Source organism: Pseudoalteromonas sp. HL-AS2, assembly GCF_031198805.1.
Taxonomy (GTDB): Bacteria; Pseudomonadota; Gammaproteobacteria; order Enterobacterales; family Alteromonadaceae; genus Pseudoalteromonas; species Pseudoalteromonas nigrifaciens.
The window spans coordinates 378596-394124 of sequence record NZ_CP133572.1 but is presented as its reverse complement, the minus strand read 5'-3'; the positions used below and the strand labels follow the sequence as shown (position 1 = coordinate 394124).

Genomic DNA, 15529 nt, shown 5'->3' with positions numbered 1-15529 from the left:
TTATTTTTGTAGCGGACTAGTCACATTTCATGGGGAGTAAGGTAATACTTGCTGACTCCTTAAAGCTTAATAAATTAAGCCCACTTCCTGTGAGTCCAGCTTATAGACTATAGAGAAAAAACAAGTAGAGCAATTATTAATTAACTATTATTTAACAATGAGGGTGTTTTGTATGAAATTGCAACAATACAGTGTGTGCTGCTTGTAATGCGCAGTTTGATTAAGGAAACGGTTAAATTAAGGGGAGTTTGAATGAGGGTTTAAGTGTTTTTGTTACTTTATTGTTATTGCGTGTTGCTCATTTTCACGCTTCCAAATAGCGAGCTGCTGTTTATATTCATCCCATACGCATGGGCAACAACTTCCACCACCACAGCACTCGTCCGGCTTAGGTTTTTCTGGTTTTGCGACTGCAGGTAGTATATTTAATTGCATATTAAGATTTTTTAAATACTAAAAAGGCTGTAAATAATAAAGTATTGACCTTGGCATGTAAATTATTCTTTGTGAACTTGAATCCCTGTGTGAGAATACGCCAATGCGATTATATAAAGTCATACACCGCGCACCATGGCGGGTTGTTAAAATTAGTTCCAAGCGCCAGCAATTGCGTTTTCGTCGTGCTATGGTTGCGCTTAAAATTGCGCTTGCGCAAGAAAGACAAGAAACAAAAGAAATGCTTTCAATTTATAAACGCTACACACAAGGGCAAACAAATAAAGCCGAATTAAAGCGTGCAAACGAGCAATTTGTAGATATTTTAAAGGGTTTGGGTTTAGGGGTATTTGCCATATTACCGTTTGCGCCTTTAACTATTCCCTTAGTGGTTAAACTGGGCCGCTTAGTTGGCGTTGATGTTTTGCCTAGCTCCTTCAATATGAATCGTTCAGTTAAAGAGCTTGATCGTGAAATAGCTCAAGAAAATCAAAAACAAGACCCACAAAACTCATTAAAAAAGTAATCTATAATTGGCAAAATTAGCGATACCTTTTGCGTCTCCTTATTGTTATGCTTAGTGACCATTTATATTTTGTGAGTCATTTAATGAGTGCATTACTTCGTCATACTTCTTCTGGAATTCCTTTATCTTTTATCCTTAAAAACGAATTAACCGATTGGCTTACGCAGCAACCTACATTTGTACAAAACTGGTTAGCAAATAGTGGTTTTGAAAAGCAAGGGCTAGCATTAGTACCAAACCCTGAAACGGGTGAGCTTAACCATGTTTATTGCATAATACGCAGCAGTGATGACTTTTGGGCTGCAGGCGACTTAGCCACCAAGTTACCGGTAGGTTGTTATCAAATTCAAGGTGAAAAACACCTAATAGAGCAGCTTGCTTTAGGCTTTGTATTGGGTGGTTATGAATTTAGTGAGTACAAAGAAAAAGTCACCGCAAAAGCGCAGTTAGGTATTGCTGACAAAACACTTTACGAGCAAATAAAACAACAAGCCGACGCAATTGGTTTAGCCCGCGATTTAGTTAATACCCCGGCTGCCGATATGATGCCGCAACATTTAGCACAAGTCATGAGTGATTTAGCCGACACCTTTGATGGAGACTTTACTCAGTGGATTGGAGATGAGCTGTTAGAGCAAAACTACCCAACAATTCATATGGTTGGCCGTGCGAGTGAAAATAAGCCGCGTTTACTCGACTTAAAATGGGGCGCAAAAGACGCACCATTAATTACTTTGGTTGGTAAAGGTGTATGTTTTGACTCAGGCGGGCTTGACTTAAAACCGAGTGCCGGTATGCGTAACATGAAAAAAGACATGGGCGGCGCAGCGCATGTTATTGCGCTTGCTCAGCTTATAATGGCTGCTAATTTACCAATTAGATTACGCGTGTTAGTACCTGCGGTTGAAAACGCGGTTTCGCGTAACGCATTTCGCCCTGGCGATGTAGTAAAAACCCGTAAAGGCATTATGGTTGAAATTGACAATACCGATGCCGAAGGACGTTTAGTATTATGTGACGCGCTTAGCGAAGCCCAAAACGACGAGCCTGAGCTTATAATTGACTTTGCTACCTTAACAGGTGCGTGTCGAGTTGCTTTGGGCACTGAACTACCAGGGTTTTTCTGTACTGAGCGTACTATTGCTAATAGTATTATGGACGCAGGGTTGAGTGTAAGCGATCCGGTATGGCAACTGCCGTTATTTGATCAATATAAGTCATTTTTAAACAGTGATGTTGCCGATATGGCAAACTGTGCAAGCACCCCATTTGGCGGTGCAATTACCGCTGCACTGTATTTAAAAGAATTTATTGAGCCAACTACGCCTTGGGTACATTTTGATGTAATGGCATGGAACTTACGTGCTCTACCAGGTCGCCCAGTAGGCGGAGAAGCGTTAGGTATTCGTGCTGTATTTAATTACCTGCAAAACCGTTTTAACTAATAATCGAGTATTTAGTATGAGGTGTTAAACCTCATACAACTCAAGCGGTAAATTATCTGGATCGGCAAAAAAAGTAAACTTTTTGCCGGTTATTTCATCTTCTCTTATGTCCTCTACGCTAACCCCTTGCGACTCTAAATACGCTTTAGCCAGGTGCACATCACTTACTTTAAATGCCAAATGCCTTAACCCTTGTGCTTCAGGGTAACTTGGGCGCTCTGGTGCGCCAGTAAACGAAAACAATTCAATTTGACTGCCATCAGGTAAAGCTAAGTCTAATTTATAAGAATTTCGCGCGGTCCTAAAGTGCTCATTAATAATTTTAAGCTTTAATATTTTGCTATAAAAATGCTTAGCGCGAGGGTAGTCGCTGCAAATAATAGCGGCATGATGAATGCCAAGTAGTTTCATAACGCGCTCTCTAAATTGTGTAATTAAATACAAACACTAAAAACAAAAAACGCACAATTAAGTGCGTTTCAATAAGTAGCTGCCTATTTAGGTTGGCTCTGCTTCTTTACATGCTTTTACCGCTGGAGCAACTAACTCTAAGCCGGTTTTATCGCAAGGAGGAAGTTGTGCATCACTTACACTAATAGGTGTTACACGCTCGCCCCATTTAATATAACTAGCAGCCCACGTAAGGCCAGCGCCAAAGGCTGCCGACATAATATTTGAGTGTGGTTTAATTAAACCTTGCTCCACCGCCTCGCAAAGTGCAATGGCAATTGTCGCTGCCGATGTATTACCGTACTGGCCAATATTAACCATTACTTTTTCATCGGGCACTTTTAAACGGTGCTGAATGGCCTGAATAATACGTAAGTTAGCTTGATGCGGCACTAATACGTTTATATCGTCTAGGCTTAAATTTGCTTGGGCTAGTACGTCGTCGCATGCTTCACTCATGCCTTTTACAGCGCGCTTAAATATTTCACGGCCTTCGAATAGTAAATTAGATGGGCCAATCGGCTCATATTTATTTAAGTCACTACCAAAGTTTTCGATATGTAAAATATCACGATCTGTACTGTCACAACCGGTTTTAGTTGCAAGTAAACCTGCAGGTGTATCGGCAGCTTCAAGTACTACGGCACCTGCGCCATCGCCAAATAATACTGCACTGTCACGGCGCGACCAGTTTACATACCAAGTCATGCGCTCAGCAGCAATAACCACAGCTTTTTTAATCATACCGGCTTGTATTTGCGCTGTTGCTGCTTGTAGAGCATATAAAAACCCTGAACAAGCTGCGTTAGTGTCCATAGCGGCAGCGCCCACAGCGCCAATATTCTTTTGCACTAACGACGCAGTATTTGCCACCATAGTTGATGGCGTACAGGTGGCTAAAATAACTAAATCAATATCTTTAGCGTCAATACCGGCACAAGCAATCGCATGCTTAGCCGCAACAGTAGCAAGCTCTGCAGTACTTACATGGCTAACTCTGCGAGATTTAATACCTGTTCGTGATGTTATCCACTCGTCTGTGGTATCCACTATTTTGCTAATTTCGTCGTTACTAATGCTTGCTGGTGGAATGCATTTACCCCAACCAGTGATGTGTGCGTAAGGCATAGTGTGTTCTCTTAAAAAGTGGTCTGACATGTATTACTAATGAATAAGTTATACCAAAAAATGGCTTTTAACACTAGTAAATACCCAAGGAGATAAAAAATGATAGCTTATTAAAAGGGTTTTTGTAGCGTAAATGTAGCAATTTATAGTTAATTGGGTTAAAGGTAGAGCTTAAAAGGAGCAAGTATGAAAACTACACTTATAACTACATTTACTGCAATCACTTTAGCGTTAACAACAAATATGGCATTAGCACAACAACATAAAATTATTTATGCAGGCAGTGTAATGCTAGGTACAGAGCAAACGGTTAAAACTGAGCAAACACTGGTAATAGCCGATGATAAAATTTCAGCAATTAAAAGCGGCTATGTAAGTAAAGATGCACTGGGTTTGCCCGGCGCGCAAGTAATAGACCTTAAAAATCACTTTGTAATGCCTGGGCTAATAGACATGCACGTGCATGTTACTTTTGAGCGCGATGCCAATGTTAGCAGGCATCGCTGGACTACCGAATACGAAGCAGATAACGCGCTGCGTTCAATTAAATATTTACAGCGTACTTTAAATGCAGGCTTTACCTCAGTGCGAGACTTAGGCAGTAACTATCAGGTTATTTTTCCGCTAAAGCGCGCCATTGAGCGTAATGATATTAATGGTCCGCGCATTTTTGCCGCAGGCAATACAGTATCGCCCACTGGTGGGCACGCCGATTTACATGGCTATCGTAAAGATATAAGTGACGGTGTTGGTGCATCATTAGGTATTTGTAACGGTGCAGACGATTGCCGCAGAGCCACGCGCGAAGTGATTAAAAGTGGTGCCGATGTTATAAAAATTACCGCCACCGGTGGTGTATTAAGTAATACCGCCGCAGGCGTTAATCAACAATTAAGCGACGCAGAGCTTAGTGCAATTGTAGATACCGCGCATCATTTAGGGCGTAAAGTAGCTGCTCATGCACATGGCACGCAAGGCATAAAAGCCGCGCTTAAAGCGGGTGTAAACTCAATAGAGCATGGCTCGTATTTAGATAAAGAGGCTATAGCACTGTTTAAAAAAACCGGAGCTTACTTAGTACCTACTTTGCTGGCTGGTGCCACAGTGAGCGAAGAAGCAATTAGTAACCCAAACATGCCAATTGCTATCGCAGATAAAGTGCGCGAAGTAACACCTAAAATGCAGGCATCGTTTAAATTAGCGCTAAAAAATGAGGTAAATATTGCCTTTGGCACTGACTCAGGCGTATCGCGCCATGGCCTTAATGCTAACGAGTTTAGCTTACTGGTAAGTAATGGTATGAGTGAAGCACAGGCAATTAAATCGGCAACCGTGAGTGCAGCTAAACTGCTTGGTCAAGATACTCAATTAGGCGATTTGAGTGTGGGTAAACAAGCCGACATTATTAGTGTTAATGCCTCGCCGCTAAAAAATATTGCAGAGCTTAAAAATGTGCAGTTTGTAATGAAAGCAGGGCTAATTTATAAGCAATAGCCACACTTGCTGTTAAGGCACTGGGGTTAATATGGGGTCAATAAATATTGAGCTTAATAATTATTAACCCCAGTGCCGTGGCCTTTTAATACTTCACTTTGTACCTAGTTACAATGTCGATGAATGATGACTAAGTATTGCATAAGCATTAAAATAGCTTTTCTTAAAATTCAATTAGGTAACATGTGTTTTGTTAATTCGCACCGATCCGGCTATTAGCCGACTTTTAATGTTACGCAGTGGTGCCATAGCTGTGCAGCTTATTGCTGTGCTTATAGTGTACTTTTTATTAGATCATCAAATAGCATTAATGCCCTTACTGTTAGTGATTGCCCTAGAAGCGGGGTTTCAGTTAATGAGTGTGCTGGCTTATCGTAATGTAAGCCAAGCAAAACCGCTGGGCATGCTGATGCAATTAACCGCCGACGTGTTGTTTTTAACTATTTTGTTATCACTCAGTGGTGGCGCAACCAATGCATTTGTGTCGTTATTATTGCTGCCAATAATGATTGCAGCGGTAACGCTAAGTGGCAAAGGGCTTGCTTATATCGCGGTATTAGCCATTGCGGCGTATAGTGTATTACTGATTAAAATGCCCGAACATAACATGCACCAAATGAACATGAGCGGCCATTTTATTAGCATGTGGATTAACTTTGTTTTGAGTGCCAGTGTAATAGCGTTAGTGATTGGTGCAATGAACCGCGCCTTAAAAGAGCGCGAACGCACTATTGCTCAAGTGCGCGAACAACAATTACGCAGTGAACAGTTAGTAACGCTGGATGGCGCAGCAGCGCAAATAACGCATCAGCTTGCTACACCAATTGCTAACTTACAGTTACTATTTGAAGAGTTATTAGAGGATCATCCAAATAACCTTGTAGTGCAACAAATGCAAACTCCACTACAACAATGCGCTACACAATTAGATAGTTTTAGAAAGCTCTCTGCTGCGCTGCGCCTTAATAACACCCAACAACACATTACAACGGCGCAATTACAACAGCAAATTACCGATACACTATTACTGCAATATCCCGATCAACAAATAAAGTGGATTATAGAAAACCAAACGGGTGGCATTAATACCGCTATATTAAACAGTGATGCTATGTTGCTACCTGCTATTTTAAATTTACTCCAAAATGCAGCCACCGCTAATCAGCAGCAAGACCAAAATGTGCTTGAGCTTACTTGGCTGCAAGAGGAGCATTGCGGCGAATATGTTTACTTGCTTATTCGCGACTTTGGGAATGGCTTTTCAGCAACGCAACTCAACGATTTAGGTGGACAGTTAATGCCTAGCGATCATGGTATGGGGCTGGCTGTGCTGCTTTCTAATGTAACCTTTGAGCGTTTAAATGGCTCGCTAACTTTATATAATCACCCCCAGTGTGGTGCAATTGCTAAAGTTAAATTAGCAACTGTTTTTAGCGAGCAAAGTGAATGAAAATATTAATTATTGAAGATGATATAAACCTTGCTAGTACCTTGGCAAGGCGGCTAACTAAATATGGTTTTAACTGCGAAATAGCGCATAACCAAAGTGAGGCACTCCTTAGTGCAAGGCGGTTTTTACCTGCTACTATTTTGTTAGATATGAAGTTAGGTAACGACAATGGCTTAGCGTTAATAAAACCACTGCGCAGCTTGCTCACACACGCGCATATTGTATTGCTCACGGGCTTTGCCAGTATTGCCACCGCAGTTGAAGCAATGCGCTTAGGGGCCAACGACTACCTTACCAAACCTGTTGATATGGCAACTTTACTAAAAGCACTTAACCAAGAGCGCGATACTGCAATAAGCTTAGATGTTGCAACCACAGTTATGTCGCCAGAGCGTTTAGAGTGGGAGCATATTCAGCAAGTGCTACACAGTAATAATGGTAATGTGTCGAGCACCGCAAGGCAGCTTAATATGCATAGACGTACATTACAGCGCAAATTACAAAAAAAGCCAGTGCAGCACTAATAACGCTAGTGATTAAATATAATTTTAAGCTAAAGCGATGCTGGTTTTTTTTGAGCGCACTCAACACATCAATGAAGCACTATAGTAGCTGCCTGATTTAACTAGCTGTGCTAAAATCGCGGCGTTTAAATTTAACCGATATTACAAGGCTTTCACATGGCAAATACAGCGCACGCACTGCATATACTGGTAAAACATAAAGAAATTGCAGAAGATATTATTACGCAATTAGGTAAAGGTGCAAAATTTCAAACCTTAGCTAAAAAGTATTCGTCGTGTCCGTCGGGTAAAAAAGGTGGCGATTTAGGTGAATTTAGACGTGGGCAAATGGTGCCACAGTTCGACAAAATTGCGTTTAATGGCGCTATTTTAGAGCCGCATTTAGTTAAAACTAAATTTGGCTGGCATGTGATTAAAGTGCTTTACCGTACTTAATATTCTTTAAGTGCATGTATTAAGTGCAGTTTAACAGGCTTAATACTTTAAATTAAATTAAATTAAATTAAAAGAAAAGGCTGCACATTGCAGCCTTTTTAAATTCTTTAATTCAGAGTTTAATTACTCAGCGTTTTGCTGTGCTTCTTCTTCAGTTATTTGCTTAAAAGCTTGCACAAATGCAGCGCTAGGTTGTCCGCCGGTAAGGGCGTATTGCTCATTTATGATAAAAGTAGGCACAGTGGTAATACCCATTTGCTGTATGTCACTTTGCTGGCTGCGCACTTCTTGAAAAAACTCACCACCGGCTAAAATTTCTTGAGCACGGTCTGTATCAAGGCCAACACTTGCAACAATATCAAGCAAAGCGGATTGCTCGTTTAAATTCACTAAGTCAGAAAAATGCGCTTTAAATAAAGCCAGTTTTAGCTCGGTTTGCTTATTTAAAGTGGCAGCCCATGCTAATAAACGATGACAATCAAAGCTGTTTATTATCATTCGCTTATCGTCAAAGTTAAACGTGAAGTCGGCATCTTTTCCGGCGTCTATTAAACGTTGGCGGTTATCTTTGCTTTGCTCTGGTGTTAAGCCGTACTTTTGCGTTAAATGTTCATTTAAGTCTTGGCCTTCAGGCGGCATATTTGGGTTAAGCTCAAACGGTTTCCAGCTAATTTCTGCGTTTATTTCACCGTGTAATTCACTGAGTGCTTTTTCAAGATTTTTATAACCAATAATGCACCATGGGCACATTACATCCGACACAATATCAATTTTAAGCGTTTTCATTATTTTCCCTTAGGGCAAAGCGGTAAAGCGAATATAGTGAGTATATTGGGATTAATTGCGGTTTATCAATCATGATTACTCTACAGTGTATTAAAAGCTGCAAATAATGTATGCGCAGCCTGATTACTTTTTTGCATAAGGCAGGCGCATTAGTTTATTAGTGCTGTGGTAGCTGTCGAGCCCGCTTATAGCTACCGTATCTATGGCCTGTAAGTCTAAAAAGCCATCGCTTTGCAGTGCTGCTTCGTCTAAATATACGTCCATTATTTCGCCAATCACAAGCTCAGTACCATTGACTGCTAAATGCTGATGTTCAATGTATTTTACCGCATATTTTAAGCGGCTTTGTTGTACAAATGGGGCACTAAATTCATTTAAATACTCAGCAGTTAAGCCGGTGGCAGCAAACTCTGATTCGTTTTTATCATAACGCGCCGAGGTTTGATGTGCTTGCTGATAAATAGCACTATTAACATGATTAATAGTATAAACACCGGTTGCTAAAATATTTTCGAAAGTGTGACGGGGTACGCTATGGGGGCGCATTATCATACCAATTAATGGCGGGTGCGCACCTAAATGAATAACAGAGCTAACAATCGATAAGTTAGTATTGCCTTGGCTGTCTTGAGTGCCAATTAAGTTAGCGCTTTTAAAGCCCGACAACGAGTTTATAAAGTGGGTACGCGTGTGTTTTTCAAGTGCTGCAATGCGCGCTTTAGTAAAATGCATTAAAAAATCCTTACTATGAAATACTTACCATGGAATACCTCCCATGAAATACCTACCATGAAATAGTGATGCCTTGCCAATCTAGGTAGGCGGGTTCACCGTTAAGTTCTAAATTAGGGTTGTTGTTAGTCAGTTCAAATAATTGCTGCGCTACAAACGCAGCAGTAAAAAGCTTGTTTGGTGGTATATTTTTTTGAAAAGGCTTAGACAGCTCAGTGTCGGTAGTACCGGGATGAAATAAAATGAGCTTAGTGTTTTTAGCGCGCCTTGCCAGCTCCACGGCGGCAGTTTTAAATAACATATTAAGCGCCGCTTTTGATGCACGATAGGTATACCAGCCGCCAAGTTTATTGTCGTTTATGCTGCCAACCCGGGCGCTTAATGCGGTAATAGTGCAGTGAGTTTTAGGTGTTAATAATGGTAATACACTTTGCAGGCAGAGCAGGGGTGTAAGCGCATTAACTTGCAATAGTTGATTAAAATAATCGCTGTTAATGTCCTCTAGTTTTTTTTCTGGCATGTGTTGCTGATTATGTAAAAGGCCATTAAAAATAATTACCTGATGTAAATCAGCCTGCTGGTTTTGTAGTGTAGTGGTAACATTGTTTAAGCTTTGCTTTGAATAATCGCTTTGCAGTTGCGTTATATTATTTAGGTTATTGTACTGCGCCTTGTGCGCGGCTGCGCTTACGCAAACAATATGGTACTGGGTTACTTGGTTATTTAAATGCGCTATATAAGCTTGTGCAATTGCGCTACTTGCGCCAAATAAAACAATAGTTTTCATTTATCACCTGCACTTTTGGTTTTGCATTGATTATTTTTACACTGTGAGTTTGGCATTAAAAAACGACTTATAGGCTGGCGATACTTAGCAAAAAAAGTGTATGTGCAATCAGCAAAAAATCGAATTATGGGCAAGCGAATAATCTTCAACCAAGGATATTTACCTACTGTTTTCCATGCTTGGTAGGTTACATCAAGGCCATAGATCATTATTCCTGATGGCATTCTTGCGTGTAATAACGCCATAGCTTTACTTTTATCTACATTAGGAAAACGCGTATTAAAGTCAGTGGCATTAAGGTCCTCTAATATTATTTTATTATTAATGTCAGCACGCTTTAAATGTTGCATTTCGGCGTTACACAATGGGCAGTTAGCATCGTAAAAAATGATCATGTTATTGCTTTGTAATTATTTTACATATGCTTTTTTACGACACACCATTGCAAATGGATCTATTAAATAACCGCACATAGTGATATTAATAGTGCTCCATGAAACAAAGGAGACTGAGAAATGAGTGAACAATATGCCGCCTTGCGAGGCAATGTAAATTTACTAGGCCAATTATTAGGGCAAACAATTAAAGATGCCCAAGGCCAAGCAATTTTAGATAAAGTAGAAGAAATAAGAGCTTTATCAAAGTCATCTCGCAGTGGCAACGAAAACGACCGTAAAACACTAATAAAAGTATTACATGCGCTCAGCGATGAAGAGCTGTTACCGGTTGCCCGTTCATTTAATCATTTTTTAAACCTTGCCAATGTTGCAGAGCAGTTTCATACCGTTTCGCGTTTTAATGATGTTGGCTTTTGCCAGCTAAATCCTCTCACTCAAACATTAAAAACGTTAGCAACTAAAGCAAATAATGGCCAACTTAATCACAATCATTTGGCCGACACACTCTCAAAACTCCACATAAACTTGGTGCTAACCGCGCACCCTACAGAAGTAACACGCCGCACAATTATTAATAAGCACGTTGAGTTAAGTGATTGCTTAGCTTCATTGGAGCGAACTGATAACTTAGCACAAGAGCGCGAGGCTATTTTAAACCGTATTGCGCAGTTAATTAGCCAAGCATGGCACACCGACGATATTCGTCGCTCGCGACCCACCCCTGTTGATGAAGCAAAATGGGGCTACGCGGTGATTGAAAATAGCTTGTGGCATGCAGTGCCGCGTTTTTTACGTGAGTTTAGCCAGCATGTAAAAGAGCATTTAAGCTTAGAGTTACCAATAAACTACAGCCCAATAGAGTTTACCTCGTGGATGGGCGGAGATCGTGACGGCAACCCTTATGTAACCGCACAAGTAACCAAAGAGGTGCTTGATCATGGTCGTTGGATGGCACTGGACTTATATGGCCGCGATCTAGAAACGCTAAGTACAGAGCTGTCGATGTCTGATGCCAGTGATGAGCTAATAGCCCTTGCGGGGCAAGAATTTGAACCTTATCGCTGCGTGATTAAAACACTTAAAAACCAAGTGTTAGAAACCGTAATGCATTTAGGCGCAAAAATAAAAAATCAGCGCAGCGAAGCCCAAGACTTAATTACCGATATAAACCAAATAAAACATCCAATTGAGGTGTGCTATCGCTCGCTATTAAAATGCAATATGAAAGTAGTTGCTGATGGCCTATTACTGGATGTATTACATCGTATTAATAGTTTTGGTTTGCGGTTAGCTAAATTAGATGTACGCCAAGATTCATCGCGCCATGGTGATGTGTTTTCAGAGCTTACGCGTTACTTAGGTTTAGGCGATTACAACCAATGGCAAGAGCAAGACAAACAAGCCTTTTTACTCACTGAGCTTAACTCGCGCAGGCCGCTAATACCTAAGCGTTGGCAGCCAAGCCCAGAGGTACAAGAAGTACTCGACACCTTTGACGTGATTGCACAGCAAGACGAGCAAACATTTGGCTTATATATTATTTCGATGGCGCGCACAGCCTCCGATATTTTAGCGGTACAATTGCTGTTAAAAGAAAGCGGTTGTAGTTTTAAACTACCGGTTGCGCCGTTATTTGAAACCTTAGATGATTTAAATGATGGCCACAATGTTATTACTACTTTGTTGGATAATGACTGGTACAGAGGCCAAATTAACAACACCCAAAACGTTATGATAGGTTACTCAGACTCAGCAAAAGACGCCGGTATGATGGCAGCTGGTTGGGCGCAGTACGAAGCAATGGATAAGCTAGTACAGTTAGCCGACAAACGCGGCATAGAGCTGGTGTTATTTCATGGCCGTGGAGGTACGGTAGGGCGAGGTGGCGCACCCGCTGCACAAGCCCTACATTCACAACCACCGGGGTCATTAAAAGGCGGACTGCGAGTAACCGAGCAAGGCGAGATGATCCGCTTTAAATTTGGTTTACCCGATGTTGCGCTACAAAGCTTAAATATTTACGCCGGCGCTGTACTGCAAAGTAATTTATTACCACCGCCAGAGCCTAAACCACAATGGCGCGAAGTAATGGCTTTGATCAGCGAAGAGTCGTGCGAGCATTATCGTAACGTGGTACGCCACGATGAAAACTTTGTACCTTATTTTAGAATGGCAACCCCAGAGCTTGAGCTTTCTAAACTGCCGCTTGGCTCGCGCCCTGCAAAACGCAACCCTACAGGTGGGGTCGAAAGTTTGCGGGCAATACCATGGATTTTTGCATGGAGCCAAAATCGTTTAATGCTGCCAGCATGGTTAGGCGCATTAACAGGATTACAAGCGGCATTGGCAAAATACGGCGTTGAAACCTTGCAAGAAATGAGCTTACAATGGCCATTTTTTAGATCGCGCCTAGAAATGCTCGAAATGGTATTTAGTAAGGCCGACAGCTGGTTAAGTGAGCATTACGATAACGCGCTGGTGGAAGATATGTACAAACCACTCGGTGTTACTTTGCGCAAAGAGCTCGCTGAAGCGATTAGTTTAGTACAGTCGCTTAGCCCGCAAAAAAGCTTATTGGCCGATCAGCCATGGATCAAAGAGTCAATTGCGCTGCGTAACCCTTATACCGATCCGCTTAATGTGTTGCAGGTAGAGTTACTTCGCCGTGCGCGCTCAAGCGACAACGGCAGTGAAGGCGATATAGATAACGCGTTAATGATCACCATGACCGGCATAGCAGCAGGTATGCGCAATACTGGTTAATAGCTAAATAAAAACAAGGGGGTTGCGCAGCGCCGTAACCCCTTATTTTATGCATATGCGCTGGCATTTTATGCGCTAACCTTTTAAACTACTTAGCCATTGAATAACAAAAATTATATTATGGCTTCTGCAACCTTTTTAGTACAAGCAAACACCGCACTAAGTAATACCCACATCTCTTTAAGCGTAGCGCAAACACAGGCTTTACGTAGCCAATTAAAAACCCAGCGCGGTATTTTAAACGCAAATAATATTAACCAACTATGCGCGCAACTTAATGTAACAAACGACGCCTTATTACAAGGTTTAGTGCCTTTAGCGTCTGAGTTTGCGGTAGCACCCGTATCGAACTTTCATGTAGGTGCAATCGTTAAAGCACTTGATGAAAGCGGCGAGGTTAATTTTTACTTTGGTGCTAATGCCGAGTTTAACCGCCAAGCACTTAGTTTAGTGGTGCACGCAGAGCAGTCTGCAATTAATAATGCTTGGTTAAATGGCGCGAAAAAAATACTAAAAATAGCGATTAGTGACGCACCTTGTGGTTATTGCCGCCAGTTTATGAATGAATTAGCTGATGCGCGTGAATTTGATATTTTACTGCCCGAGCAGCAATTTAAACTTGCAGACTTGTTACCGCATTCGTTTGGCCCCACCGATTTAGGCAATCAGTACAGCTTATTTAATCCAGCCCCGCAGGCTCGCTCATTTAACAATACTGAAGTAGAGCAACAGCTGGCAGCCTATGCGTTAGCAGCTTATGTACCGTATAGCCAAAACTACAGCGCAGTAAAAATCACTACGTTTAACAACGGTGACTTTTATGGCAGTTACGCAGAAAACGCTGCATACAGCCCTAGCTTATCGCCATTGCAAAGTGCATTAAGTCAGTTGTTTTTAGCCGGTTTGAGTTTTGATCAACATACCGTAAAGGGAATAACACTGTTAGAAACCGCTGGTCATGAAAACCAAGCAGGAGTGGCTCAAGCAGTGCTAGCAAGCTTTGTAAACTTGCCACCACTTGAGCTAATTAGTGCGCCATTAAGTGAGTAACTTGGCAAACTGACACACTAAAAAGTACTGTTACTTAGCGAGCAGTACTTTAGCTGCTTCTAATACTACCGCAACTGATTTTCTTTCAATTTCGCCGTGGTCAACATTAGGAATTTCTTGGCGAGTACGATTAACTAATACACCGGCTACGCACGCTGCTTGTAAACCAAGTGCCGCACACATAGTAAATAAGGTTGCCGATTCCATTTCGTAGTTCATCACACCCAATTTTTGCCACTCTTCGCAGCTGCCTTGTAACGACTTTGGCACATAACCAGAGTGCGTATCGTAACGCTCTTGCCCTGGGTAAAATGTGTCGCTTGATGCAGTAATACCAATATGAAAATCGATATTAAGGTTTTCACAGGCTTTAACCATAGCTTGGGTAGCAAAAAAGTCAGATACCGCAGGGTAGCTAAGCGGCGCAAAATGCTGGCTTGCACCATCTAAACGCACAGAGGCTTGGCTAATTAAAATATCGCCTTCGTTAATGTGTGGTTGAATTGCGCCAGTAGTACCAATACGCAAAAAGCTGTGCACGCCAAGTTGGGCTAATTCTTCAACGGCAATCGACGTCGATGGACCGCCAATACCGGTAGAGCATATAACCACAGAATGGCCATTAAGCTCACCTAAATAAACATGAAATTCACGCGTTTTAGCCAGGCAAGTTGGGTTATCTAAAAATTGCGAAATACGTGCAGCACGATCCGGATCGCCCGGAACAATAGCCAGTTTTGCACCTTTAAGATCGTCAATACATAACCCTAAGTGAAATACCTTTTCCATAACTAAGCCTTTATAAAATTACTATCAATTTAGCATCATTACTATAATTGTTTGTTTAGTACAGGACGTATGTCCGTGTTGATTTGTTTTGATTTATTCACCCACATTGAATATTCAAGCATATATTAAAATTACCCGTAAAATGAGGCGGTTGACTTGTATAGGCAGACATTATATTGATCGTCTAAAGTAATGAGTAAATTATCATAAACAACAGGCACATTTACACTAAGTTGTTTTTATTCATATGGTTAGTTGTTATTTTTTGGATGGTATATACATTAGTGAAGCAAGGCTAATTTAACGTTAGTTTGCTTTTAGCAAGCAGTACTAATGT

The 15529-nt window shown here is 41.3% G+C and carries 16 protein-coding genes; 8 read left to right on the top strand and 8 right to left on the bottom strand.

Annotated features, from left to right (window positions below; genetic code table 11):
• Positions 1–273: 273 nt before the first annotated feature.
• Positions 274–435 (bottom strand): oxidoreductase-like domain-containing protein, encoded by a 162-nt coding sequence (locus tag RB215_RS16645; RefSeq protein WP_080516836.1) that lies wholly within the window; start codon positions 433–435, stop codon positions 274–276.
• Between the two features lie 103 nt (positions 436–538).
• Here RB215_RS16645 and RB215_RS16640 point away from each other — a divergent pair, with 103 nt between their 5' ends.
• Together RB215_RS16640 and RB215_RS16635 are read left to right on the top strand one after the other, a co-directional pair.
• Positions 539–961 (top strand): hypothetical protein, encoded by a 423-nt coding sequence (locus tag RB215_RS16640; RefSeq protein ID WP_041454912.1) that lies wholly within the window; start codon positions 539–541, stop codon positions 959–961.
• Between the two features lie 83 nt (positions 962–1044).
• Positions 1045–2406 (top strand): M17 family metallopeptidase, encoded by a 1362-nt coding sequence (locus RB215_RS16635; protein ID WP_197107616.1) that lies wholly within the window; start codon positions 1045–1047, stop codon positions 2404–2406.
• Positions 2407–2430: 24 nt separating this feature from the next.
• Here the strand turns inward: RB215_RS16635 and RB215_RS16630 are convergent, their stop codons facing one another.
• Positions 2431–2817 (bottom strand): VOC family protein, encoded by a 387-nt coding sequence (locus tag RB215_RS16630; protein ID WP_309217197.1) that lies wholly within the window; start codon positions 2815–2817, stop codon positions 2431–2433.
• Positions 2818–2904: 87 nt separating this feature from the next.
• On the bottom strand, positions 2905–3984 hold the full coding sequence (locus tag RB215_RS16625; RefSeq protein WP_011329933.1) for a ketoacyl-ACP synthase III: 1080 nt from the start codon (positions 3982–3984) through the stop codon (positions 2905–2907).
• Between the two features lie 186 nt (positions 3985–4170).
• Here RB215_RS16625 and RB215_RS16620 point away from each other — a divergent pair, with 186 nt between their 5' ends.
• The 4 genes from RB215_RS16620 (at position 4171) to RB215_RS16605 (ending at position 7887) form a co-directional block, all read left to right on the top strand.
• Complete coding sequence (locus tag RB215_RS16620) at positions 4171–5478, top strand: amidohydrolase family protein (protein WP_089369193.1); 1308 nt, start codon at positions 4171–4173, stop codon at positions 5476–5478.
• A gap of 190 nt (positions 5479–5668) precedes the next feature.
• Positions 5669–6928 (top strand): HAMP domain-containing histidine kinase, encoded by a 1260-nt coding sequence (locus tag RB215_RS16615; protein ID WP_197182876.1) that lies wholly within the window; start codon positions 5669–5671, stop codon positions 6926–6928.
• Positions 6925–7452, top strand: coding sequence for a response regulator transcription factor (locus tag RB215_RS16610; protein ID WP_197107614.1), 528 nt, complete (start codon positions 6925–6927; stop codon positions 7450–7452). The genes RB215_RS16615 and RB215_RS16610 overlap by 4 nt, the downstream gene beginning before the upstream one ends.
• Before the next feature lie 156 nt (positions 7453–7608).
• Entirely contained in the window at positions 7609–7887 is a 279-nt protein-coding gene (locus RB215_RS16605) for a peptidylprolyl isomerase (RefSeq protein WP_011329937.1), read from the top strand.
• Positions 7888–8010: 123 nt separating this feature from the next.
• Here RB215_RS16605 and RB215_RS16600 read toward each other — a convergent pair whose 3' ends face one another.
• From RB215_RS16600 to RB215_RS16585, 4 genes are all read right to left on the bottom strand, one after another.
• Positions 8011–8673, bottom strand: coding sequence for a DsbA family oxidoreductase (locus RB215_RS16600; protein WP_011329938.1), 663 nt, complete (start codon positions 8671–8673; stop codon positions 8011–8013).
• A 123-nt stretch (positions 8674–8796) separates the two neighbouring features.
• Positions 8797–9405: a flavin reductase family protein gene (locus tag RB215_RS16595; RefSeq protein WP_197182874.1), complete on the bottom strand. Its 609-nt coding sequence runs from the start codon at positions 9403–9405 to the stop codon at positions 8797–8799.
• 52 nt (positions 9406–9457) lie between these two features.
• A complete protein-coding gene (locus RB215_RS16590) occupies positions 9458–10192 on the bottom strand; it encodes an SDR family oxidoreductase (RefSeq protein WP_309217195.1) in 735 nt (244 codons plus the stop codon).
• Complete coding sequence (locus RB215_RS16585; protein ID WP_309217194.1) at positions 10189–10587, bottom strand: DUF393 domain-containing protein; 399 nt, start codon at positions 10585–10587, stop codon at positions 10189–10191. Before RB215_RS16585 ends, RB215_RS16590 begins: the two co-directional genes overlap by 4 nt.
• Positions 10588–10707: 120 nt before the next feature.
• On the opposite strand from RB215_RS16585, the gene ppc reads away from it, so the two are divergent.
• Positions 10708–13353, top strand: a complete 2646-nt coding sequence (gene ppc / locus RB215_RS16580) for a phosphoenolpyruvate carboxylase (protein WP_182677989.1) — start codon at positions 10708–10710, stop codon at positions 13351–13353.
• 120 nt (positions 13354–13473) lie between these two features.
• A complete protein-coding gene (cdd, locus tag RB215_RS16575) occupies positions 13474–14403 on the top strand; it encodes a cytidine deaminase (RefSeq protein ID WP_011329944.1) in 930 nt (309 codons plus the stop codon).
• A 30-nt stretch (positions 14404–14433) separates the two neighbouring features.
• Here cdd and udp read toward each other — a convergent pair whose 3' ends face one another.
• Positions 14434–15192 (bottom strand): uridine phosphorylase, encoded by a 759-nt coding sequence (gene udp, locus RB215_RS16570; RefSeq protein WP_011329945.1) that lies wholly within the window; start codon positions 15190–15192, stop codon positions 14434–14436.
• Positions 15193–15529: the final 337 nt, after the last annotated feature.

Bases quoted from the DNA above. Each gene is read 5' to 3' on its own strand.
- RB215_RS16605 (WP_011329937.1), top strand. From the start codon at position 7,609: ATGGCAAATACAGCGCACGCACTGCATATACTGGTAAAACATAAAGAA.
- udp (WP_011329945.1), bottom strand. From the start codon at position 15,192: ATGGAAAAGGTATTTCACTTAGGGTTATGTATTGACGATCTTAAAGGT.
- RB215_RS16625 (WP_011329933.1), bottom strand. From the start codon at position 3,984: ATGCCTTACGCACACATCACTGGTTGGGGTAAATGCATTCCACCAGCA.
- RB215_RS16640 (WP_041454912.1), top strand. From the start codon at position 539: ATGCGATTATATAAAGTCATACACCGCGCACCATGGCGGGTTGTTAAA.
- RB215_RS16600 (WP_011329938.1), bottom strand. From the start codon at position 8,673: ATGAAAACGCTTAAAATTGATATTGTGTCGGATGTAATGTGCCCATGG.
- cdd (WP_011329944.1), top strand. From the start codon at position 13,474: ATGGCTTCTGCAACCTTTTTAGTACAAGCAAACACCGCACTAAGTAAT.
- RB215_RS16620 (WP_089369193.1), top strand. From the start codon at position 4,171: ATGAAAACTACACTTATAACTACATTTACTGCAATCACTTTAGCGTTA.
- RB215_RS16590 (WP_309217195.1), bottom strand. From the start codon at position 10,192: ATGAAAACTATTGTTTTATTTGGCGCAAGTAGCGCAATTGCACAAGCT.
- RB215_RS16635 (WP_197107616.1), top strand. From the start codon at position 1,045: ATGAGTGCATTACTTCGTCATACTTCTTCTGGAATTCCTTTATCTTTT.
- RB215_RS16595 (WP_197182874.1), bottom strand. From the start codon at position 9,405: ATGCATTTTACTAAAGCGCGCATTGCAGCACTTGAAAAACACACGCGT.
- RB215_RS16585 (WP_309217194.1), bottom strand. From the start codon at position 10,587: ATGATCATTTTTTACGATGCTAACTGCCCATTGTGTAACGCCGAAATG.
- ppc (WP_182677989.1), top strand. From the start codon at position 10,708: ATGAGTGAACAATATGCCGCCTTGCGAGGCAATGTAAATTTACTAGGC.
- RB215_RS16645 (WP_080516836.1), bottom strand. From the start codon at position 435: ATGCAATTAAATATACTACCTGCAGTCGCAAAACCAGAAAAACCTAAG.
- RB215_RS16610 (WP_197107614.1), top strand. From the start codon at position 6,925: ATGAAAATATTAATTATTGAAGATGATATAAACCTTGCTAGTACCTTG.
- RB215_RS16630 (WP_309217197.1), bottom strand. From the start codon at position 2,817: ATGAAACTACTTGGCATTCATCATGCCGCTATTATTTGCAGCGACTAC.